Genomic DNA, 21,257 nt, shown 5'->3' on the forward strand with positions numbered 1-21,257 from the left:
TGACGCCGACCGCCCGCCGCGTCCGGGGCCGTTGTCAGTGGTGGGCGCGATGATGACGTTCATGACCGAAAACAGTGCCCTGCTTTCCCCCACCGCCTACGCGCAGGCCGTGACCACCGCCCTGGCGGCGTCGGCCGCGTACTACGGCGACGGGACCACCCCGCTCGGCGACGACGAGTACGACGGGCTGCTGCGCGCCATCGCGGCCTACGAGGAGGCCCACCCGGACGAGGTGCTGGCCGAGTCGCCGACCGGCAAGGTGGCGGGCGGGGCGGTGCAGGGTGACGTGCCGCACTCGGTGCCGATGCTCTCCCTCGACAACGTCTTCGACGCCGGCGAACTCGCCGAATGGGCCGCGGGGCTGGAGCGGCGCCTCGGGCACCCCGTGGCCGGCTGGTGCGTCGAGCCGAAGCTCGACGGCCTCGCGGTGGCCGCCCGCTACCGGGGCGGCCGGCTCGTCCAGGTCCTCACCCGCGGCGACGGCCTGGCCGGCGAGGACATCACCCACACGGCCGACGCCGTCCTCGGCATGCCGCCCGTCCTCACCGAGCCGGTCGACGTCGAGCTGCGCGGCGAGGTGCTGCTGACGACCGCACAGTTCGAGGAGGCCAACCGGATCCGCCTCGCCCACGAGGCCACGCCCTTCGCGCACCCCCGCAGCGGAGCGGCCGGCACCCTGCGGGCCAAGGACCGGCCCTACCGGATCGAGCTGACCTTCTTCGCCTACGGCGCGATCGGCCTGGACGAGGACCTCGGCCACCTCGCGCTGCTGGAGCGGCTGGCCGCGCTCGGCGCACACACGGCCGCCCGCACGGCCGCCGCCCCGATGCGGTACGAGACCCTGGAGCAGGTGCAGGAACGCATCGACGCGATCGGGGGCCTGCGCGCCGACCTGCCGTTCGGGATCGACGGTGTCGTCGTCAAGGCCGACACGGCCGCGGAGCAGCGGCGGGCCGGCAACGGCTCGCGCGCCCCGAGATGGGCGGTGGCCCGGAAACTGGCGGCCGAACACAAGGTGACGCGCCTGCTGGCGGTCGAGTGGAACGTGGGCCGGACCGGGATCATCGCCCCGCGCGCCGTCCTGGAGCCCGTGGTCATCGACGGGGTGACGGTCACGTACGCCACGCTCCACAACCCCTCCGACATCACCCGGCGCGGGCTCATGATCGGCGACCAGGTGTTCGTGTACCGGGCGGGCGACGTGATCCCCCGGGTCGAGGCACCGCTCGCCGACCGGCGCACCGGCGCCGAGAGCCCGATCGTCTTCCCCGGGGCGTGCCCCCGCTGCGGCGACGCCATCGACACCACCGAGCAGCGGTGGCGGTGCGTACGCGGCCGCAGCTGCCAGGCCGTCGCGTCGGTGATCTACGCGGCCGGCCGGGACCAGCTCGACATCGAAGGCCTCGGCGGCACGCGCGCGGTCCAGCTGGTGGAGGCCGGCCTGGTCAAGGACGTCGCGGACCTGTTCACGCTCACCCGCGAGCAGCTGCTGGGCCTGGAGCGCATGGGCGAGACCAGCGCGGCCAACCTCCTGACCGCGATCGAGACCGCCCGCGGAGCCGCACTGAACCGGGTGTTCTGCGCCCTCGGCGTCCGCGGCACCGGGCGTACGATGTCCCGCCGGATCGCCGCCCACTTCGGCTCGATGGCCGCGATCCGGGCCGCCGACGCCGAGACGCTGGCCGGGGTCGACGGCATCGGGACCGAGAAGGCACGCGTCATCGCGGCCGAACTCGTGGAACTCGCCCCGCTCCTGGACCGGCTCCAGGCCCAGCAGGTCGGCACACAGGTCACCGAGCCCCAGCAGCCCGCGTCCGCCGCCTCCGCCGCGGCCGACGCCTCCGACGACGCGGCGGCGGCGGACGGCGGCCCGCTCGCCGGCCAGGCCGTGGTGGTGACCGGCTCCATGACCGGCCCCCTCGCGGCGCTGTCCCGCAACGAGGTGAACGAACTGGTCGAGCGGGCCGGCGGAAAGGCCTCCTCGTCGGTGTCCAAGCGCACCACCCTCCTGGTGGCGGGCGAGAAGGCGGGCTCCAAGCGCACCAAGGCCGAGGAACTGGGCATCCGCATCCTCGCCCCCGAGGAGTTCGCCACCCTCGTCGCCGACTTCCTCCCCGGCGACTGAACCCCCGCCGCCCGCCGCCGGATCGCCGCCGTGCGACGGCACGTGCGGAACCGGGAGATCCGTGCGCATCCGACCCAGGACTCCGGAAGATCTTCCGTGGAACGCGCGGCCGGGCGCCGGTCCTCGCGAATTCGCCGTCAGGGCGGTGGCGGTTATGCTCCGGCCTGAGCCCTTCGCAGGTCCTTCGACCGGTTCGAGCGGGGGCGGTGTTTCCGCACGAACAGGTTTCAGGAGTCCCGTGGTGATCGGACGTCAGGAAGAACGGGCGTTCATCGCCGGGGCGCTCTCGGCGCGCGCGTCGTCGGTGCTGGTCCTCGGTGAGGCGGGGGTGGGCAAGACCCTGCTCCTGGACACCGCCGTCGAGGAGGCCGCCCGCGCCGGCGCCCGGGTGCTGCGGGTACGGGGCAACGCCGCCGAGTCCGAACTCGCCTTCGCCGGCCTGCACCAGCTGCTGCTGCCGGTCCTGGGCGAGAGCGAGACCGCAGCCCTGCCGCCCCGTCAGCGGGCCGCGCTGCTGGCGGCGTTCGGGCTCGGCGAGGACCCGGCCCCGCCCGACCTGATGATGATGAGCCTGGCCGTGCTCACCCTCACCTCCCAGACCGCCTCCACCGCCCGGCTGCTGCTCGCCGTCGACGACGCCCAGTGGCTCGACCGCGGCAGCTGCCAGGTGCTCGGCTTCCTCGCCCGCCGCCTCGACGGCGAGTCCATCGCCCTGGCCGTCGCCGCCCGCGGCTGCCGCCCCGACTGGCTCGACCCGGTCGTCCCGGAGCTGGTCGTGCCGCCGCTCCCGCCCGCCGAGGCGGAGGAACTCCTCGCCGCACAGCCGGGAGCCCCCGCCGGCCCCGCCCGCCGTCGGCTCCTCGACACCGCCGCCGGCAACCCGCTGGCCCTGGTGGAGCTGGCCCGTTCCGCCACCCGCGGCGGCCTCCCCGCCGCCGGGCCCCTGCCGGTCACCGACCTGCTGGAGCGCACCTTCGCCGCCCGGCTCGACGAGCTGCCCCCGGCCACCCGCACCGCGCTGGTGGTCGCCGCCGCAGCCGAAGGCGCCGCCCTCGCCGACGTCCTCGCCGCCCTGCCGTCCGGCCCCGACACGGACGTCTGGCTGCCCGCCGAACGCGCCGGACTGGTCCGCCTGCAGGCCGACCGCATCGTCTTCCGCCACCCCCTCATCCGCTCCGCCGTGTACGGGGCCGCCCCGTTCGCCGAGCGGCGCCGCGCCCACCTGGCGCTCGCCGCCGTCCTCGGCGCGGACCCCGACCGGCGGGCCTGGCAGCTCTCCGCCGCCGCGACGGCACCCGATCCGGCCGTCGCGGGCGAACTGGAGGGCACCGCCCTGCGCGCCCTCGCCCGCGGCGCCGTCGCCGAGACCGTCGCCGGACTCGAACGCGCCGCCCGGCTGCACCCCTCGGCGGCCGAGCGGACACGGCTGCTGTCGACCGCCGCCTACGCGGCCGTCGTCGTCGGCGACACCGACCGGGCCGAAGCCCTGGCCTCCGACGCCTCCCGCCTCGACGCCGGCGCGGAGGCCCTGCACTGGATATCGGCCCTCAGCGGCCTCGTCGCCATGCTGACCCTGCGCATGGAACGCGCCTTCGCCCTGGTGCTGCCCGGCGAACTGCCCGGCCCGGAGCAGATCGACGGGGGCGTCTCCACGATCGCCACCGGCATCGCCTACCACTCGGGCCTGCCCGCCCAGCGGGAGCGGGTCCGCCCCATGCTCGCGGCGCGCGCCGGCCACGAGGGCATGGCCGCCCACCCGTTCCACCTGTGGGACACCGGGTGCACGGACCCGTTCGTCCACGGCCCGGCGATCCGCACCCTGCTGCCCGCGGTGACGGCCGCCCCCGGCCTGCTCCCCACCGAGAGCCACACCCTGGGCGTCCTGTGCATGCTGCTCGACGAGACGGAAACGTCCATCAGCCTGCTGGGCGAGGTGGTGAACCCGCAGTGGGAGGGCGCCGCCGACTTCCACGCCGGCACCACCGCCGCCGACCTGGCCTTCGCCCACCTCGACGCCGGCCGGTGGGCCGACGCCCGCCTCGGCGTCGAGCGGCTGGCCGACCGGTTCCTCGCGGGCCGGCACACCCTCGGGCCCGCCCGTGCCCTGGCGGCCCTGGCCACCGTGTGCGCCCTGACCGGTGAGCCGGAGGCGGCCCTGCGCCACGCGGCGGCCGTCCTCGCCGTCACCGAGCCGGCCGGCGCCCTCGCCACCGTGGCCCGCGCCCACCGCGCCGCCGGCCTGGCCGCCACGGCCCTCGGCGACCACAACGCCGCCCACCGCCACCTGCGCGCCCTGTACGACGGACCGGGAGCGCCCCTGCACTACCACCTGTCCTGTTACGGCGTCGCCGACCTCGCGGCCGCCGCCGTGCTCACCGGCCGGGCCGAGGAGGCCCGTACCGTCCTCGCCCACGTCCGCGCCGAAGTCGGCGACGGCGCCTCGGCCCGGCTGCGCCAGATCCTGCTGCGCGCCACCGCCCTGCTCGCCGCCCCGGACGACGCCGGACCGTACTTCCGGGAGGCCCTGGAGGACCCGGCGGGCCGGCGCTGGCCCTTCGAACGGGGCCAGGTGTGGCTGGAGTACGGCGAATGGCTCCGCCGGCAGCGGCAGATCGCCGACGCCCGCGGAGCCCTGGCCAAGGCGCGCGAGGTCTTCGAGGGGCTCGGCTGCGCCGCCTGGGCCGCCCGCGCCGAGGCCGAGCTGCGCGCGGCGGGCGTCGCCGTCGAGACCTCCCGGCACAGCGCCCTGCGCTCGCTGACCCCGCAACGCCAGCGCATCGTCCGGCTCGCCGCCCAGGGGCTGACCAACCGGGAGATCGGCGAACGGCTGTTCCTCTCCCCGCGCACCGTCGGCACCCACCTCTACCAGGTGTTCCCCGTCCTGGGCGTGTCCGCGCGCAGTCAGCTGCGCGACGTGGTGGAGCGGGAACCGGGGGACTGAGGGAGCCCCCCGGGTCCACCTCGTCCACCTCGTCCACGACGTACGTCACGTGACGGATGGCCACGGCGAGCGCGGAGCCGAGAGTGGGAGCGGAACGACCCCGAACCGCACCCGGAGCCCCTCATGTCCGTCGTACAGACCACCCTCGCGCTGCCTCCGGGTGAACGCGCCGACTACTGGCACGAGCTGGTGGCCGGCGCGTTCATCCCGCTCGACGTCCGGCTGCACGAGCCGGAGCCCTCGGTCGGGACGATCACCAGCAGGGGGCTCGGCCCGATCCGGGTGTCCGAGGTCGAGGCCGGGCCGCAGACCGTGGACCGCAGCGCCCGCCGGATCGCCCAGGGGGGCGGGGAGTACCTGACCGTCACCCTCCAGCAGCGCGGCGGCGCGCGGCTCGACCAAGGCGGACGCCAGGCCCTCGTGGGGCCCGGCTCCTTCACCCTCTCGGACGCCGGGCGGCCCTACGTACGCGAGCAGCCCGACGCCTTCCGCTTCACCGCCTTCCGGGTGCCCAGGACGAGCCTGGGCGTCCCGGACGACGATCTCCGGGCGGCCACCGGCACCCTGTTCGACGGCGTCTCGGGGACGTCCGGCCTGGTGGCGGTGTTCCTGGGCCGGCTCGCGGAGCAGGCCGGCGGCCTCGACCCGCACACCGGTCACCGGCTGGCCCTGACCGCCTGCGACCTGCTGGCCGTCCTGGTCCGCGAACGCCGCGGCCTGCTCGACCCGAGGGCGCCGGAGCACGCGCGCGGGATGCTGGCGCGGGTGCAGGAGTACGTCCTGCTCCACCTGGCCGATCCCGGCCTGTGCCCGGAGCGGATCGCGGCGGCCCACCACGTCTCGGTGCGCTACCTGCACAAGCTGTTCCACGCCGGGGGCACCACGGTGGGGCGCTGGATCCTGCGCGAGCGGCTGGAGCGCTGCCGCCGGGACCTGGCCCGGCCGGCCCGGGCCGTCCCCACGGTGGCGGCCGTCGCCCGGCGCTGGGGGTTCGTCAGCCCCGCCCACTTCAGCCGGGCCTTCCGCGCCGCCTACGGCATGGCGCCCCGCGAATGGCAGGCCGCCGCCCGCCTCCCCGCGGCCGCGGGACCGGCGCCCCGCTGACCGGGCGGGCGGCCTACAAGGTGCGCCGTACGCCCGCCTGCCGCTCGATGTCGCGCAGCTGGACGGCGAGGCCGCCCTCCACGGCGTGCTGCGCGGGTCCGCTGCGGCCGACGGGCAGGACCTCCCCGCTGCGCACGTCCTCCAGCATCAGCGCGAACGCCGCGTAGCCGGCGGCCAGCGCCACCAGGATCCCCAGGGCCCCCGCCGTACGGACCGCCCCTTCGCTGCCGGTGAGCCCGCCCAGGCCGGTCGCCGCCCAGCGGGGCAGGGAGACCACGAGGACCAGCCACAGGGCCCGCTTGGGACGGGTCACGGCGGCCATGAGCGCTCCGAGGCACAGGAACGCCAGGTTGAAGACGCCCAGCACCCGGGGCCCGCCGGGCGCGCCGCTGCCCATGACGAGCGCGTACGCCAGCCAGCTGCCGGCGAAGCTGCCCATCAGGGTGGCCGCGATCACGTCGCGGGCTCCGAAGGCCAGCACGCTGACGAGGAGTTGCAGGGCGAAGGCGGGCAGCACGCACAGCGCGACGGCCTGCCGGTCGGCGGGCCCGAGGACGCCCAGTTGCAGGCAGCCGGTCATCACGGAGGCGATGGCCACGGTGAAGAAGCCGAGCGGCATCGGCGAGGCGATCGGACGCAGCGTGATCCGGGTCATCGCCCGCAGGTCCGGCTCGTGCCGGCGCCCTGGGCCGGAGCCGGCGGGTCCCGGGCCGGGTTCGGTGCTCATCTGGGGTTCCCTCCCGTTCAGTGCCACAGGCACGGGTCGACGGGGCGGTCCGGGCCGGGCACGGGGGCGGTGCCGGCGCGGGCGGCCCGCCAGGCGCGGTGGCGTCCGGATTCGGCGGCGGCCTCGGCCACGGCGGCGGCCTGGCCGGCGCCGTCGCCCCGGGCGGCGTACCCGCCGAAGCGGGCCACGGGGCTCCACGCCGGGGAGACCGGCGGTACCGGCTCCTCCAGGCCCGCGTACTCCGCCGTCGCGTGCACGATGCGCCCGCCGACCACCGTGAGGACCGACTCGATGTCGGGGATGGCCTCCTCGGGCACCGTGAAGTAGTCGTGGGACAGCACGGCGAGGTCCGCGTAACAGCCCTCGCGCAGGACGCCCTTGACGTCCTCCTCGCCGGTCAGCCTCGCCCCTCCGCGGGTGTAGAGGTCGAGCGCCTCCCGCCGGTCGAGGAGGTTCTCGGGCGGGTAGAGCGCCGTGCCGCCGACGGTCCGCCCGGTCACGAGCCAGTGCAGGGCGACCCACGGGTTGTACGAGGAGACGCGGGTGGCGTCCGTCCCGGCGGCCACCGTCAGGCCGCGGTCGAGCATGGCGCGGACCGGCGGGGTGCGGGAGGCCGCCGCGGCGCCGTAGCGGTCGAGGAAGACGCCGCCCTGGAAGGACATCCGGTTCTGCACGGACAGGGCGCCGCCGAGGGCGGCGATCCGGTCGAGGCTGTCGTCGGAGGCCGTCTCGGCGTGGTCGAACAGCCACCGGTTCCCGGCGGGGAACAGGCCTTCGGCGGCGAGCTTCTCGAAGACCGCCAGGTCGCGGCGGATCGTCTCGTCGTAGGTGGCGTGCAGCCGGAAGCCCCAGCCGTTCTCGGCCAGCAGCCGGACGGCCTGCTCCAACTCGGCCTCGTAGTCCGCCGCGAGGACGGGCCGCGGTTCGGCGAAGTTCTCGAAGTCGGCCGCCGCCCAGGTCAGGTTCTCGCCCGCGCCGGCCAGCCGCAGCCAGGCGTCGCCGTCGCCGGGCCGGACCGTCCGCGTCCAGCGGCGCAGGTCGTCCAGCTCCTGGCCGGCGGTCTGGGGGAACAGGTAGTAGGCGATGCGCAGGGACAGTTCGCCGGAGCGGGCCAGGTCCGTGACGGTGGCGTAGTCGTCGGGGAAGTTCTGGAAGCCGCCGGCGGCGTCGAGTGCGGAGGTCAGCCCGAAGCGGTTGAGTTCGCGCAGGAAGTGGAGGGTGGAGGTGCGCCGGTCGGCCTCGTCCAGCCGTGGGGCCCGCGCGAGGGTGGAGTACAGCACCAGAGCGCCGGGGGCGGCCAGCAGGACTCCGGTCGGCTCGCCGTCCCGGCCGCGTACGATCTGTCCGCCGCGCGGGTCGGGGGTGTCGCGGGTGAAGCCGGCGGCGCGGACGGCTGCCCGGTTCATCAGGGCCGACTGGTACAGGTGCAGGACGAAGACGGGCGTGTCGGGGGCCGCGGCGTTCAGTTCGGCGACCGTCGGCATGCGGCGTTCGGCGAACTGCTCGGGCGTCCAGCCCCCGACGACCCGGATCCACTGGCCCTTGGGAGTCCGGCCCGCCTGCTCGCGCAGCATGGCGAGGGCGCGGCGCAGGCTGCGCACCCCGTCCCAGCGCAGTTCGAGCACGTAGTTGAGGCCGCCGCGGATGACGTGGAGGTGGGAGTCGTTGAGTCCGGGGACGAGCCGGCGGCCGAGCGCGTCGACGACCCGGGTGGCGGGGCCGATGAGCCCGGCGAGGTCGTGGTCGTCGCCGAGGGCCAGGACCAGGCCGTCGCGGACGGCCACGGCCCCGGCCGCGGGCCGGGCGGGGTCCCCGGTGTGCACCTTGGCGTTGCGGACGATGAGGTCCGCGCTGCCGGGATGCCGGCCCGGGGAGGGGTTCGGGCCGGCGACGGGCATGCTGCCGGCGGTGCTCATGCCCGGGCCCGGGGGCGGGTGCCTTGCGGCACGGGGCGGTCGTTCACGGGGTTTCCTTCGGTCGGGGGACGGGGCAGGGTGCCGGTGCCCGCTGCCGGGCGGGCAGCGGCCACCGGCGTGCCGGAGCGGGGGCCGCTCAGCCCAGGAAGGTGAGCAGGGCGGTGTTGACCTCGTCGGCGTGCGTCCAGAGCAGGCCGTGGGGGCCGCCGGGGACGACCTTCAGTTCGGCGCCGTCGATCAGGCGGGCCAGCGGGACCGCGGTGGAGTCGATGGGCAGGGTGCGGTCGGCGTCGCCGTGGACGATGAGGGTGGGGACGTCGATGCGGGGCAGGTCCTCGCGGAAGTCGGTCAGCCAGGCCCGGACGCAGTCGAGGGTGCCCTTGGCGGAGGCGCCGACGGCGGTGTTCCAGCTCGCCTGGACGGCCTGCGGGCTGATCCGCTCGCCGAGGAGGACGTCCGTGTTGTAGAAGTCGGCGAGGAAGTCGGTCATGAAGGCGAACCGGTCGGCGCGGATGGCTTCCTCGATGCCCTTGAAGACCTCGGCGTCGACGCCGGCCGGGTTGTCGTCGGTCTTGAGCAGGAACGGCGGGACGACGCCGATCAGCACGGCCTTGGCGATCCGCTCCGAGCCGTAGGTGCCGAGGTAGCGGGTCACTTCGCCGGTGCCCATCGAGAAGCCGACCAGGACGGCGTCGTGCAGGTCGAGGGTGGTGAGGACCTGGTTGAGGTCGGCGGCGAAGGTGTCGTAGTCGTAGCCGTCGGAGGGCTGGTCGGAGCGGCCGAAGCCGCGCCGGTCGTAGGTGACGACCCGGTTCCCGGCGGCGAGCAGGGCGGCCGTCTGCTTCTCCCAGGAGGCCCCGTTGAGCGGCCAGCCGTGGATCAGCACGACGGGCCGGCCGGCGCCGTGGTCCTCGTAGTAGAGCTCGACGGGCGCGGAGTTGCCCTCGGCGACCTTGATGAACGGCATGTGTGTACTCCTCGTGTGCAGATAGGGGGAGGGGAAGGGGGTGACGGGGACGGCCGGGCCGGTCAGGCGGCGGCCGGGGGGCGGCGCAGGACGAGCCGGGTGAGCAGCCCGCTGCCGACGCCGGCCGCGAGTACGGGGGCGGTCCACCACACCGGGTAGGGCGTCAGGCCCAGCGCGTGGTCGAGGGACCAGGCCCCGGGGCCGGTGGCCGCGAGGGCGGCGGCGGCCCCGATCAGGACCAGGGGGTACTCGTAGCCGTCGTCCTGCACCCAGAGGCCGTTGGGCCACTTCACGGTGAGGGCGACGGTCATGACCCCGATGGCCCCGGTCGCGCCGAGCGGGGTCAGCAGCCCGGCCGCGAGCAGCAGCCCGGAGCCGATCTGGCCGCCGCCGGCCGCGAGGGCGGTCAGCGCCCCGCCCCGGAAGCCGTCGGCCCGGAACTCGCGGGCCCCGCCGTCGAGGCCCTTGCCGCCGAGGTGCGTGGTGGTCTTCTGTACCCCGTGGCCGGCGATGAGCAGGCCCACCAGCAGCCGCAGGACCAACAGGCCGGTGTCCAACGGGGTCAGCCGGCCGCGTGCGCGCCGATGACCGCCTGCGCGTAGACCACGCCGAGGCCGTACGCGCCCGCGTGCTCCTTGACGATCTCCATGACGGCCCCGTACGTCTCGGTGCGCGCCCAGTCGCGCTGGAGTTCCAGCAGGACCTGCACCCAGGTCACCGGGACCGCACCGGCGGCGACCATCCGCTGGAGGGCGTGCTCGTGGGCGGCGGGGGTCACCCCGCCGGAAGCGTCGGTGACCACGTAGACCTCGTAGCCCTGCTCCAGCGCGGACAGGGCGGGCAGGACGAGACACACCTCGGTCCACAGCCCGGACAGGACGATCTTCCTGCGGCCGGTGGCGCGGACGGCCTCGACCAGGGCCTCGTCCTCCCAGGCGTTCATGCTGGTGCGGTCGATCGGCTCCTGGTCCGGGAACACCGCGGCGAGCTGCGGCAGGAGCGGGCCGGAGAAGGACTCGGCGGCGACCGTGGTGAGGACGGCGGGCACACCGAACGCCCGCGCCGCCTTCCCCAGGCCCTCGGTGCTGTTGACGATGGCGGTCCGGTCACCGCTGCCGGTGCCGAAGAACATCTGCGGCTGGTGGTCGACGAAGAGCATGACGCAGTTGTCGGGGGTGAGCAGGCGGGCGCCGGGGGCGGCGTGCACCTGGGCGATGTCGAACATCGGAGGGTCCTCTCGCGGAACGGAGTGAAGGGACCGAAGCGGTCCGTTGCCCGGCCACCCGACTGCGGTGACCGGCACTCCTCGAACGTAGGTCCGTCCGGGCGGGCCGGATTGCCCGAGCGCGCCGGGCCGCTTGCCGCTGCGTGCACTCCGGGAGCGCGGCGTCCGGGCCGACGCCCGGCCGTCAGCCCGATGTTGACGGTGTGGCAGGGTGGTGGCGCATGTGGGCCTTCGGGCCCGTGGACGCGAGAGGGGTATGTCATGAACGAGGCCGAGCTCAAGGCGCTGTTCGACGAGATAGACACGGACGGCGACGGGCGGATCAGCATCGTCGAACTGGCGGAGGGGTTCAAGGCCGAGGGCGCCCAGGGGCACCTCGCCGAAGAGGTCAAGAAGGCCATGGCGGCCGACGCGAACCACGACGGGGTCCTCGACTTCGACGAGTTCCGCACCCTGCTGAAGTAGCAGGGGGCCCGACCGGGCGGCGGGACGGGCGACTGCGCCCGCGCGGGTGAGAGCCGGCCGCCCGGGCCCTCGACCACGCGCCCTCCCGCCCGGAGCGGGCACGGTTCCCGCCGCACCCCCGCGCCCCGTGCCACGCGCCGGAGGCGGGCCGGGCGCCGGCCTCGTGAACACGACGGACGCGTACCCCGGCACCGGGCGGAGCCGGTCCACGGCTCCCTGCGCGGCAGCTACGGCATCAGGCCCCGCCCGGCCCCAGTACGTCGAGCACGGCCGCCGCGACGCGCCGTTGCCCGGCGGGGGTGAGGTGGACGCCGTCCTCCTCCGTGTGGCCGTGGGCGGCGGCCCGGGTGTCGACCGTGACCTCGGGCTCCGCGAGCAGCAGGTCGGCGACGGCGTCGAGGTCGGCCGCGTCCCAGCCGAGCCCCGCCCGCCGGAAGTGCACGTACCGCGCGACGCGCCCGGGGTCGACCCCGGGCGGGGTGAGCCAGATCCAGCGCGCCCCGGTCCGGCGGACCGTCAGATCGCGCAGGGCCCGCAGGGCACGGCGGGTCTCCGCGGCGGCCACCAGCGGGATCCCGTCCAGCCGCTGGACGTCGTTCGCCCCCAGCATGCACAGCACCCAGTCGGGCCGCTGGAACGTGAGCTGCGGCAGGCCGGCCAGGGCCTGGGCCGTCGTACTGCCGGACACGGCCAGGTTGGTGCAGCGGACGCCCTGCGGGACCAGGTGCCGCAGGACCTCGAACCAGGAGAGCCGGTCGGCGGTGGTGCTCTCCCCGACGGCCACGACGTGTTCGCCGGGCCGGAACGGCAGTGCGGCCAGGCGCGCGGCCGCCCCCGGCGCGGCCGCGAGGGCGGCGGCGGCCTCCCGGTTGCGCTCCGCGAACCGGTCCAGGCGCGTCCGGTAGCCGGCCGGGTCGAGGCCGAACAGGGCCGCGAGCGCTGCCTCGTCGGGAGCGGGGCCGAGGTGGCGCAGCACCTTCTCGGGCTGGTGGAAGCGGAGCATCCGGTCCGCCGGGTCCTGGACGGGGGCGGTGGAGGAGGGGCTCGTCATGGCGGTCAGCCCTCCGCACGGACGCGTCGGCGCGGCAGCAGGAACCCGGCCGCGACCAGCCACAGCAGCCCGGCGAACCGGGCGACCGGCAGCAACAGGGCGGCGCCGTCGGCCAGCAGGACCAGCGTGGACAGCTCGGCCACCGCCGCGACGGCCAGGCCCGTCACGGCCAGGGCGCGCGGGAGCAGGCCGGCGAGCAGCCCCGGTACGGCGATCCCGGCGATCAGCAGCCCCAGCAGGACCACGTGGGCGGGCCCGCCGAGCCCGAAGGCCAGGTACTGCAGGACCCGTACGGCCTCGGCGCTGCCCGCCGCCTCCGGGCGGGACAGCACCCAGGTGACCAGGCCGGAGCAGGCGAGGAAGGCCGAGGCGAGGACGCCGCCGGCGAGGGCGATGGTGGCGCCGGGGGCGCGTACCCCGAGCTTGTGCAGCCGCGCCGAGACGGTCGCGGCGTACAGGGCGAGGGGCACCGAGGCCGCGAACTGCAGGGCGCCGGAGGCGCGGACCGCGCCGCTGTGGTCGCGGAAGTAGGCGGTCGCCGTCGCGGCGGAGCCGAAGGGCGAGGGGAAGGTGTCCCCGTCCGCGAGGAGGGTGCTGAGCACGAGTCCGGCCAGGAAGAGGGCGGTGAACACCACGGCGAGGATGCCGGGCGGCGGCCCGGCCTGCGGGTCGCGGCGGTTGCGGGTCTGCGGGGCGGTGGTGGTGGCAGTCACGGCACAATCCGTTCTGTCATGAGAATCGTTCACTGGAGAGAATCATTTCTCGTGGCTTACGATAGGCGGGTGAACAGCCCGCGGCAACCACCTTCGACGGACCCCGCCCCGGCCACCGGGCCGCGCGGAGCCGCGTTCCTCCTCGCCCAGATCGGCGCGCACGCCGCCGGGCGCTTCGCCGAACGCGTCGGCCACCTGGGACTGACCCCGGCCGACGTCGGCCTGCTCCGCATGGTCGCCGGGCAGCCGGGGCGCAGCCAGCGGGCCCTCGCCGAGGACCTGGGCGTCGTGCCGAGCCGCGTCGTCGCGCTGATCGACGGCCTGGAGGGCAAGGACCTCGTCGAACGGCGGCGCAGCGCCGAGGACCGCCGCAACCACGAACTCCACCTCACGGCGGAGGGCAGGCGCACGCTCGGCGCCGTCTCCCGCGCGGCCGCGGCCCACGAGGACGCCCTGCTCGCCGCCCTCGACCCGGAGCAGCGCGCCCTCCTCACCGGCCTCCTCGAACGCGTCGCCGCGCAGCAGGAACTGACGCCGGGGGTCCACCCCGGCTACCGCGCCCGCGGCTGAGCGCCGCGCCCCCGTGCCCTCGGCGAGGCCGCAAACGAGTCCGGTACTTTGCCGCAGCGTTCGCCTTTCGTGATCCTGACCAGGAATGATGACGCTTCGTGCTCACGAACGTCATCCCCGCCGTCGGTCTGCTCGTCCTCCTCTGGGCGATCGTCAACACCACCCGCCTCGCCGTCCGCAACCGCAAGGCCCGCAACTTCGACGCCGCCGCCTACGGCCTCGTCCCCCGCGAGCGGCTCGACGCCCGGCGCTCCGGACCGCCCCGGGACGAGCCCGCGCTGCACTCCGCCGTCGAGGCCGCCCTGCGCGGCGCGTGGGAGCCCGCGGCCGGACTCCTCGCGGACGCCGCGGAACGCCAGGACTGGGAGGAGCGCTGGCGGCTCGTCGAGGTGTTCGCGGACCTGGCCGTGGAGGACGAGCACTGGCTGCGGATCTGGCGCGCCAAGCAGCCGCAGCACGCGGACCCCGTCGTCGTCCACGCCCACGCCCTGCTGCTCCGCGCCTGGGCGGCGCGCGGCGAGAAGACCATCGACCAGACCTCCGCCGAGCAGGTGGCACTGTTCAGGGAGCTGCTGCCGACCGCCTTGTACGCGGCCCGGGAGGCGGCCCGGCTGGCACCGCGCGATCCCTCCCCCTGGGTCACCATGGTCGCCGCCTCGCGTGGACTGGGGCTCTCCCACGACGAGTTCCGCGGCCTGTGGAGCGAGGTCACGAGCCGCGCGCCGCAGCACTACGACGCCCACTGGCACGCACTCCAGTACTGGTGCGCGAAGTGGCACGGCTCCCACCGGCTGATGTTCGACTTCGCCCGGCAGGCGGCGGCGTCCGCCCCGCCCGGGACCCTGCTCTCCGGCGTCTACCTGCACGCCGTGTACGAAGCCACCCTCCAGGACGGCGACGCGGCCTACCGCACCTGGGTCACGAAGTCCGCGCTCGCCGGCGTCCGGGCCGACCTGGAGCAGGCCCGTCCGGACGACCGCCGGCTCCCCGCGATACGCCACCTGTACGCCGCCGTCCTCGTCAAGACGGGGCGGTTCGCGGAGGCCCTGGCGCAGTTCCGGCTCATCGGCGGATGGTGCGGGGCCGCTCCCTGGACCGACGCACGGGACGCCGCAGCCGCGTTCGACCACGCCCGGGGCCTGGCGGCCCTCCACTCGGGCCGCCCCTGAAGCCGGGTACGACGAGACCGGAGGGGAAGGGGGCCTGCCCGCACTGCGGGCTGACCCCGTGATCGCCCTCGGGGTCGCTCCGGCGCGCGACAACGTTGTCGCCCGGCACGCCCGTCGACCCGGAGTTCCTCCCGGGCGAGCAGCGGCGCAGCCCTCCCGCGCGGACGACCGCCCACGGCCGGGGCCTTCGGGGCCGCAGGCGCCCGGACCGCCCTGATCCGCGACGGCTGCGGCCGTCCCACAAGCCGGGGGCGTCCCCCCTCAACGTCAACTCCTGGCGGCACCCGCAGTCCTGGTCGAACCGGCGACGCCGTGACTGCGTCGTTCCCCGTGGTGCGCCGAGATCCGGAGACGGGTCCCGCCGGCAGGGCGCGGCTTGCCTTGAGGTGCCCCTCCGTTTATTCTCGTCATGATGACGATAACCGCACGTCGTCCTCGCGCCCTCCACCCGTCGCGCGGCGCCGGGCGTCCCGATCCGCAGCAGGCCGTGCGGATATGACGCGATCACGACCCGTCCCCCGCGCCACCCGCCCCGCTAGGAACGTCCCATGCGCCACGCCAGTCCGCCGCCCCCGTCCTCCGTCCTGCACCCCGCCCTCTCCGCCCACCTGTCGGAGGTCCGCTCCCTCCGGGCGTTCGACGCGGCGGCGTACGTCGGGGAGAAGTGCCGCGTCCTGAACGGATACTTGCGGCGGAACGGCCTCGACGCCGCGGTCGTGGGCATGTCCGGCGGCGTCGACTCGGCCGTCGTGCTGGCCATCGCGGCAGCTGCCCGCAGGAGCCCGGACTCGCCGTTGGTGAAGATCGTTCCGGTGCTCGCTCCGATCAACGACACCTCCGCGGCCACCGGGCAGACCGAGGGAATGGCCCGCGGTCGCGAGGTGTGCGATTCCCTGGACCTCGCCCCCGTGGTGGTGGACCTGACCGGGGCGCATGCCACCCTCAAGAGCGCAGTGGACGCGGATCTGCAGCGACCCGGTGCGAACTGGGCCTCGGGGCAACTGGCCAGTTACATACGGACTCCTGCCTTCTACTACACCGCCAGCACGCTCTCCGAGCTCGGCCATTCCCCGGTCGTGCTGGGGACGACCAATCGTGACGAAGGGGCCTACCTGGGCTTCTTCGGCAAGGCGTCCGACGCCATGGTCGACCTCCAGGTCATCAGCGACCTGCACAAGAGCGAGGTGTACGCGGTCGCCCGCCACCTCGGGCTGCCCCGCTCCGTCATCGACGCCGTTCCCACCGGGGACATGTTCGACGGGCGCCCCGACGAAGCGGTCTTCGGGACCTCGTACGACTTCGTCGAGCTCTACCTGGACTGGCTCACGGCCCCGGCCGCCCAGAGGGAATCGCGCCGGGCCCCGTGGCCCGAGGCCGCCCGCCTCGAATTCGACGAGCTGGCCGCGCGCCTGGAGCGTCTCCACTCCTTCAACGCACACAAGTACAAGGTCGGCAGCCCGGCCGTGCACCTCAACGTACTGCCCGCCGCCGTTCCGGGCGGCTGGACCCACGGAACCGAATGCGCCCGGACGGAGGGACGACGATGACGGGAACGGCGGTCAACCCCTTCACCCTTTCCGCGGGCACGGTGTGCGGCATCGCGGCCGACGACTCATGGGCTCCCGAGGCGGCGGAGGTTCCCGGAACCCCCGCCAAGGTGATCAGGAACTTCCTCACCCCCTCCGAGACCGGACTCCTCAACGCCGAGCTCGCCGCCCGGCGCTTCGTCCCCACGGGCCGCGACGGAATCCTCGCGCACTACGCGCAGGGTGATCAGATCGGCTCCTTCCGCGCCACGGCGGACTCCACGGCCCTGGCGGCAGAGCTCTACCGGCGGCTGAAGTCGTGCCTGTCGCTCGAAGCGGGCCCCGACGATCCGACCGACACGGACGGCAGGGCGTGGCGCCCGATCGGGGTGAACCCGCGCATGAGGTTCATCAGGTACGAGCGTGGCGGGCTTCTCGTACCGCACTACGACGCGCCCTACTTCGCCCCGGACGGGTCCCGCACGCTCCTGTCCGTGGTCCTCTACCTGTCCTACCGGGGTACCGGCGGCGAGACGCGGTTCATCGCGGACCGGCAGCAGGACCTGCCCTTCGCGCAGCGCGACTTCGCGGACTGGCCCCGGACCGCCGAGCCCGACGAGGTACTGGCCGCCCACCGTCCCGAACCGGGCGATGCGCTCCTCTTCTGGCACCGCACCCTCCACGACTCGGCCCCCCTGGCCGAGGGCGCGAAGACCATCCTCAGAACCGATGTGCTCTATGAACCGTCAGACGCCCACTAGAACGAGGGAACGGCAGCGCGTGGTGCTCCCGCCGCCGATGACCGTGCCCGCCCGAGCCGCTCGCGCACGCCGGGACCCCTTCTACCGGGACGTGCTCGCGGAGTGGGGCGAACCGATGCTCCGGATCACCGGCTACTTCGACGACGGATCGACCCGGGCGGACCTGCACGAGACGACCGGAACCCCCTTCTTCTGCACGCCCACCCACAAGCTGACCAGGAGTCCGGACCACGCCCGCCCGGTGGTCCTGCTGGCCACCGGAGCGTTCTCACCGCTGCACCAGGGGCACCTGGACATGCTCCTGAGCGCACGCCGCGCGCTCGAAGCCAACGGGGACCACGTCGCCGGAGCCTACCTTTCACCCAGTCACGACCGTTACGTCTCGGCCAAGCTGGGCCCCGAGGCGCTTCCCGCGGACGAGAGGCTCGCACTCATCCGCCGGAAGACGTCCTCGTACGACTGGATCACGGCCTGCCCCTGGGAATCCCAGTGGGTGGCCAACCCGGTCAACTTCACGACGGTCCTCCTGCGCCTGCAGAACCATCTCCGCCGGACATGGGACGAAGCGTGCGACGTCGCGCTCGTCGTCGGGGCCGACAACTCCGAGTTCGCGCGGTGCTTCGCCCGCCGCGGCCGGTGCGTCATCGTCGCACGAGGGGGCCACGAACGCCGGGTGGCCGAAGTCCTCGACGACCCCGGGATGGCGTCCGCCCTGCGCACGAGAAGGGTTCTCACCGGTCCCGCCCTTCCCGGATCGGCCTTCATGTCCTCCACGAAACTCCGTGCCACCGCAGCCGCCTCCACCACGGTCGATCCCCCCGGCCGGCCCGGCGCCGGCGCCGACACCCGGGCCCCACGCCGGTACGCGGTGCGGGACGACCTGGCCTGGGCCGCCCGGCGCTGGCGCGCGTCCGTTCCCGCGGACGTCCTCGAACCCGCCCTGGCCGAGTTCAGGGACGGCGTGCTGACGGGCATCCGGGCCGCCCTCAACGGCCCGGGGGGCCGGCCCGTCCGTCTCGATCTCCTCGACCACGAGGAGCAGCGGGACGTGGCCGCGCGGCTCTGCGCCGAGCACACGGTCGTCTCGCTGGACCCGTCGACCCCCGCGACCCACCGGCTGGGGATCTCGCGCCTGTTCTTCCCCTCCGACGGCCAGCTGCGCCCGCACGCGATGGTGGCGCGTCCGGGATGGCCGGCCCCGAGCGAACAGGTGGCGGAGATCTCGGCGAAGTCGGTCGTCCTGATGGACGACGACATCTGGACGGGCGCCAGCACGGAGTACGCCTCGGCGCTGCTCGAACGGGCCGGAATAGAGGTGGCGCACACCGTCTCCCTGATGTCCGAGATCACGCCGGACGGCCCCCGGCCGATGGACCTCATCGACCTGCGGGACCTCCTGGTCGGCGCCGACGACAGCGGCCTGGTGGTGCAGCAGGCAGACGGTGCCATCACCCGGGTGCCCTACCTGCCGCCCTTCGTCGATCTCACCTCACGGGCCTCCATCCCCCCGACCGAGGTGCGCGACCTGGGCTCCCGGATCTGGGCGGCGAACGCGGTCTTCTTCGGCAGGACGGGCCTGCGCGTGGGCGACGCGTCCGCCGCCGTGCGCCAGTTCCTGCACGGCCTCGGGTACCGGGACGGAGTACGCCTGTCGTCCGTGTGCGACGCGTACCGGAGCCGCATCGCGGAACTTCCCTTCTCCGGGGGATCGGACGTCCGTCAGATGCTGAGGAACGCACCGCCTGACCCCGCCCCGTGCCGGGAACAGCCGCTCGCGCACGACGTCGTCTAGATACGGGAGTTGCGCACCGACTGCCACACGGCACCGGCCAGCGCCCGCGTCGCCCGCGGGACCGACAGGTGCTCGTGCTCGCGGTAGAGCGACCAGTTGTACTGGACGAGCGAGAGCTTGTTGGAGGACAGGGACCCTGCCTGGTGGGCCCTGTACACCGCGAGCGGCTCGGCCAGACCGCGGGCGTCGGCGCCGTCCCGCATGATCGACAGCCAGAGGGCGTAGTCCTGGCGCTTGCGCATCTCCGGCATCAGCCGCGTGCCCAGGGCGTTGCGGTCGTACATGGCGGTGAGGGCTCCGATGTGGTCGCGGACCAGCATCGCGCGGTAGTCCACGTGGTCGCGCGCGCGGACCACGCGCCCGTTGGGCACCCAGTCGGTGCTCTCGCCGCCGTGGTCGGCGTCCATCTTGAAGTACGAGGTGAACGTGAGCGGCGCGGCGGCCTCGGCGGCGAAGGCGAGCTGCTTCTCGGTCTTCTCCGGGAGCCACATGTCGTCGCTGTCGAGGAAGGCGACGTAGTCCCCGCGGGCCCGCTCGATCGCACGGTTGCGGGCCCGACCGGCGCCGCCCTGCTCGGGCGCCCGCTCCGGCAGGACGCGCTCGTCCTGCCGGGCGAACTCGGCGAGCAGCTCCATGGAGCCGTCCGAGGACCGGTCGTCGGTGACCAGCAGCTCCACATCGCCGTGGGTCTGGGCGAGTACCGACCGGACGGCCGCGCCGAGGGTCGCCGCCGAGTTGTACACGGGCATCACGACAGAGACCAGGGGCACAGCACTTCTCCTTGCCGGAACAGGAACAACCCCCTCATTCAAGCACCACGGCCGAGCAGGAGCCGCCGTGCGGCCTGCCGGGGCCGTCGGAACCGTGATCGGCGGACGGGGATGAAATGATGGGTACGTCCGCCTCCGCACGCGGCGGCGGAAGCGCCGACGGTGACCGGGCAGCAGGCCCGGGTACCGGTGTCGGACGCATGGGGAGAGGGACGGCACGTGCTCGTCGGGATCGAATGGCCCCTGGTCGTCGAAGGGTCCGCTCCCGGCGACCTGCTGAGGTTCCGTCTGGACGCCGCGGCGCGGATCTGGCCCGAGGGGGACGGGGCGCGCTTCGTGACGGAGGTCGGGATCCCGTACTCCGGCGGGCTGTTCCGCATCCTCGAAGAGCTGGCCGAGCGGGATCCGGCCAGTCCCGCGACGGCCTTCGCCAAGGATCTGGACGCCCTGCCCGTCGACACCCCGGTCGGGAGGCTGCAGCCGCTGGGCTTCCTCTTCCAGGCGGTCGTCTACGTCCACCTTGGCGACGGCACGATCTGGGCCGCGGACCCCGATGCGGAGATCGAGTACGAACTGGTCCACGGCGACGTCTCCTCGCTCGGCTACCTGGTCTACAAGTTCCGGGTGGAACGTCCGGGACCGGACGAGCGCCCGAACCCCCACGACTGGGCCGCGGTGGAGGAGATCGTCCGAGAGGGCATGGAGCGCTGGGACCCGTTGCCGTTCAGGAGCGGGTTCTGGACCCTCTTCCTGGATTCGTACCCCATGCTGTGATCCGGATCCGGATCCGGATCGGGACGACGGCGACGACGACCGCAGCCCCCGACCCTCCCCGTTCTCCGCCCGGCACGACGGCGTAGGGTTCGACCGACTGACCAGTCGGACCGCACGACTGCTCCCGGGGAGGGTGAAGGCCGTGGAAGGCATGGCGACGAACGGTGGGGCCTGGCAGATCGGTGACCGGGAGGGCGGTGTCCTGGCCGGACGCTGGTGGCAGTGGGCCCTGTCCGCCCCGGAGGACCGCAGCCCGGTGTCCGACACCACCGGTGAGCACGCCGGCTGGCAACAGCCCGACGACCTCTGGTTCCTCGCCGGTACCTACGGCGGCCGCGTGGTCCGTCGTTGCGAAGTCCCCTCGGACCGGCCGCTGTTCTTCCCCGTGCTGAACATCCAGCACACCAAGCTGTACTCCCGCAAGCCGCTGAAGCTCGACGTGGCCGAGGCGAAGGCCTTCCTCAACGGGGCTCCACTCGACCTGCGCGAGTTCACCGCCCCGCCCTTCCCCGTGGGGCTCCGCACGCATCTTGCGTGGGGGATCTGGGCGGGCACGGCACCCCTGATCCCGGGCCAGTACGTGCTGGAGGTCAAGGGCGCCACCACCGACGGCTTCCGGGTCGACACGACCTACCACCTCACCGCCGTCGCCGTCTGACCC

The 21,257-nt window shown here is 74.4% G+C and carries 19 protein-coding genes; 11 read left to right on the forward strand and 8 right to left on the reverse strand.

Annotated elements, in window-relative coordinates:
- Window positions 1–52: 52 nt before the first annotated feature.
- The 3 genes from ligA to ACIPW5_RS06105 all read left to right on the forward strand — a co-directional run bounded on the left by ligA (window position 53) and on the right by ACIPW5_RS06105 (window position 6,170).
- Complete coding sequence (gene ligA, locus ACIPW5_RS06095; RefSeq protein ID WP_401241432.1) at window positions 53–2,125, forward strand: NAD-dependent DNA ligase LigA; 2,073 nt, start codon at window positions 53–55, stop codon at window positions 2,123–2,125.
- A 241-nt stretch (window positions 2,126–2,366) separates the two neighbouring features.
- Entirely contained in the window at window positions 2,367–5,066 is a 2,700-nt protein-coding gene (locus ACIPW5_RS06100; protein ID WP_401240985.1) for an AAA family ATPase, read from the forward strand.
- A gap of 123 nt (window positions 5,067–5,189) precedes the next feature.
- A complete protein-coding gene (locus tag ACIPW5_RS06105) occupies window positions 5,190–6,170 on the forward strand; it encodes a helix-turn-helix domain-containing protein (protein WP_401240986.1) in 981 nt (326 codons plus the stop codon).
- Window positions 6,171–6,183: 13 nt separating this feature from the next.
- Here ACIPW5_RS06105 and ACIPW5_RS06110 read toward each other — a convergent pair whose 3' ends face one another.
- From ACIPW5_RS06110 to ACIPW5_RS06130, 5 genes are all read right to left on the reverse strand, one after another.
- Window positions 6,184–6,897: a GPR1/FUN34/YaaH family transporter gene (locus tag ACIPW5_RS06110; protein ID WP_401240989.1), complete on the reverse strand. Its 714-nt coding sequence runs from the start codon at window positions 6,895–6,897 to the stop codon at window positions 6,184–6,186.
- Between the two features lie 17 nt (window positions 6,898–6,914).
- Window positions 6,915–8,813 carry an amidohydrolase gene (locus ACIPW5_RS06115; RefSeq protein WP_401240992.1) on the reverse strand — a complete coding sequence of 633 codons (1,899 nt, stop codon included), beginning with the start codon at window positions 8,811–8,813 and terminating at the stop codon, window positions 6,915–6,917.
- Between the two features lie 136 nt (window positions 8,814–8,949).
- On the reverse strand, window positions 8,950–9,780 hold the full coding sequence (locus ACIPW5_RS06120; RefSeq protein ID WP_401240995.1) for an alpha/beta fold hydrolase: 831 nt from the start codon (window positions 9,778–9,780) through the stop codon (window positions 8,950–8,952).
- A 62-nt stretch (window positions 9,781–9,842) separates the two neighbouring features.
- Window positions 9,843–10,337, reverse strand: a complete 495-nt coding sequence (locus ACIPW5_RS06125; protein ID WP_401240998.1) for a DoxX family protein — start codon at window positions 10,335–10,337, stop codon at window positions 9,843–9,845.
- 5 nt (window positions 10,338–10,342) lie between these two features.
- The gene (locus ACIPW5_RS06130) at window positions 10,343–11,005 is read right to left on the reverse strand and encodes a hydrolase (protein ID WP_401241000.1); all 663 of its coding nucleotides are present in this window, start codon (window positions 11,003–11,005) and stop codon (window positions 10,343–10,345) included.
- Between the two features lie 261 nt (window positions 11,006–11,266).
- On the opposite strand from ACIPW5_RS06130, the gene ACIPW5_RS06135 reads away from it, so the two are divergent.
- Complete coding sequence (locus ACIPW5_RS06135; protein WP_401241003.1) at window positions 11,267–11,470, forward strand: EF-hand domain-containing protein; 204 nt, start codon at window positions 11,267–11,269, stop codon at window positions 11,468–11,470.
- A gap of 235 nt (window positions 11,471–11,705) precedes the next feature.
- Here the strand turns inward: ACIPW5_RS06135 and ACIPW5_RS06140 are convergent, their stop codons facing one another.
- Window positions 11,706–12,521, reverse strand: a complete 816-nt coding sequence (locus ACIPW5_RS06140) for an SGNH/GDSL hydrolase family protein (RefSeq protein WP_401241006.1) — start codon at window positions 12,519–12,521, stop codon at window positions 11,706–11,708.
- Between the two features lie 5 nt (window positions 12,522–12,526).
- Window positions 12,527–13,234, reverse strand: a complete 708-nt coding sequence (locus ACIPW5_RS06145; protein ID WP_401241008.1) for a hypothetical protein — start codon at window positions 13,232–13,234, stop codon at window positions 12,527–12,529.
- Between the two features lie 69 nt (window positions 13,235–13,303).
- On the opposite strand from ACIPW5_RS06145, the gene ACIPW5_RS06150 reads away from it, so the two are divergent.
- The 5 genes from ACIPW5_RS06150 to ACIPW5_RS06170 all read left to right on the forward strand — a co-directional run bounded on the left by ACIPW5_RS06150 (window position 13,304) and on the right by ACIPW5_RS06170 (window position 19,052).
- Window positions 13,304–13,804 (forward strand): MarR family winged helix-turn-helix transcriptional regulator, encoded by a 501-nt coding sequence (locus ACIPW5_RS06150; RefSeq protein ID WP_401241010.1) that lies wholly within the window; start codon window positions 13,304–13,306, stop codon window positions 13,802–13,804.
- Window positions 13,805–13,902: 98 nt separating this feature from the next.
- Entirely contained in the window at window positions 13,903–14,973 is a 1,071-nt protein-coding gene (locus ACIPW5_RS06155) for a hypothetical protein (RefSeq protein ID WP_401241013.1), read from the forward strand.
- Window positions 14,974–15,521: 548 nt separating this feature from the next.
- The gene (gene nadE / locus ACIPW5_RS06160; RefSeq protein WP_401241016.1) at window positions 15,522–16,520 is read left to right on the forward strand and encodes an NAD(+) synthase; all 999 of its coding nucleotides are present in this window, start codon (window positions 15,522–15,524) and stop codon (window positions 16,518–16,520) included.
- Window positions 16,517–17,260: a 2OG-Fe(II) oxygenase gene (locus ACIPW5_RS06165; RefSeq protein ID WP_401241018.1), complete on the forward strand. Its 744-nt coding sequence runs from the start codon at window positions 16,517–16,519 to the stop codon at window positions 17,258–17,260. The genes nadE and ACIPW5_RS06165 overlap by 4 nt, the downstream gene beginning before the upstream one ends.
- Before the next feature lie 19 nt (window positions 17,261–17,279).
- Window positions 17,280–19,052 carry a hypothetical protein gene (locus tag ACIPW5_RS06170; protein ID WP_401241021.1) on the forward strand — a complete coding sequence of 591 codons (1,773 nt, stop codon included), beginning with the start codon at window positions 17,280–17,282 and terminating at the stop codon, window positions 19,050–19,052.
- Here the strand turns inward: ACIPW5_RS06170 and ACIPW5_RS06175 are convergent.
- Window positions 19,049–19,822 carry a glycosyltransferase family 2 protein gene (locus ACIPW5_RS06175; protein ID WP_401241023.1) on the reverse strand — a complete coding sequence of 258 codons (774 nt, stop codon included), beginning with the start codon at window positions 19,820–19,822 and terminating at the stop codon, window positions 19,049–19,051. The two genes, ACIPW5_RS06170 and ACIPW5_RS06175, sit on opposite strands and share 4 nt — an antisense overlap.
- Window positions 19,823–20,011: 189 nt before the next feature.
- On the opposite strand from ACIPW5_RS06175, the gene ACIPW5_RS06180 reads away from it, so the two are divergent.
- A complete protein-coding gene (locus tag ACIPW5_RS06180) occupies window positions 20,012–20,596 on the forward strand; it encodes an SUKH-4 family immunity protein (RefSeq protein WP_401241434.1) in 585 nt (194 codons plus the stop codon).
- A 151-nt stretch (window positions 20,597–20,747) separates the two neighbouring features.
- Window positions 20,748–21,254: a hypothetical protein gene (locus ACIPW5_RS06185; RefSeq protein WP_401241025.1), complete on the forward strand. Its 507-nt coding sequence runs from the start codon at window positions 20,748–20,750 to the stop codon at window positions 21,252–21,254.
- Window positions 21,255–21,257: the final 3 nt, after the last annotated feature.

It is taken from the genome of Streptomyces sp. NPDC090077 (genome assembly GCF_044747545.1).
GTDB lineage: Bacteria > Actinomycetota > Actinomycetes > Streptomycetales > Streptomycetaceae > Streptomyces.

Bases quoted from the DNA above. Each gene is read 5' to 3' on its own strand.
- ACIPW5_RS06165 (WP_401241018.1), top strand. From the start codon at position 16,517: ATGACGGGAACGGCGGTCAACCCCTTCACCCTTTCCGCGGGCACGGTG.
- ACIPW5_RS06140 (WP_401241006.1), bottom strand. From the start codon at position 12,521: ATGACGAGCCCCTCCTCCACCGCCCCCGTCCAGGACCCGGCGGACCGG.
- ACIPW5_RS06120 (WP_401240995.1), bottom strand. From the start codon at position 9,780: ATGCCGTTCATCAAGGTCGCCGAGGGCAACTCCGCGCCCGTCGAGCTC.
- ACIPW5_RS06115 (WP_401240992.1), bottom strand. From the start codon at position 8,813: ATGAGCACCGCCGGCAGCATGCCCGTCGCCGGCCCGAACCCCTCCCCG.
- nadE (WP_401241016.1), top strand. From the start codon at position 15,522: ATGCGCCACGCCAGTCCGCCGCCCCCGTCCTCCGTCCTGCACCCCGCC.
- ACIPW5_RS06105 (WP_401240986.1), top strand. From the start codon at position 5,190: ATGTCCGTCGTACAGACCACCCTCGCGCTGCCTCCGGGTGAACGCGCC.
- ACIPW5_RS06110 (WP_401240989.1), bottom strand. From the start codon at position 6,897: ATGAGCACCGAACCCGGCCCGGGACCCGCCGGCTCCGGCCCAGGGCGC.
- ACIPW5_RS06185 (WP_401241025.1), top strand. From the start codon at position 20,748: ATGGCGACGAACGGTGGGGCCTGGCAGATCGGTGACCGGGAGGGCGGT.
- ACIPW5_RS06135 (WP_401241003.1), top strand. From the start codon at position 11,267: ATGAACGAGGCCGAGCTCAAGGCGCTGTTCGACGAGATAGACACGGAC.
- ACIPW5_RS06130 (WP_401241000.1), bottom strand. From the start codon at position 11,005: ATGTTCGACATCGCCCAGGTGCACGCCGCCCCCGGCGCCCGCCTGCTC.
- ligA (WP_401241432.1), top strand. From the start codon at position 53: ATGACGTTCATGACCGAAAACAGTGCCCTGCTTTCCCCCACCGCCTAC.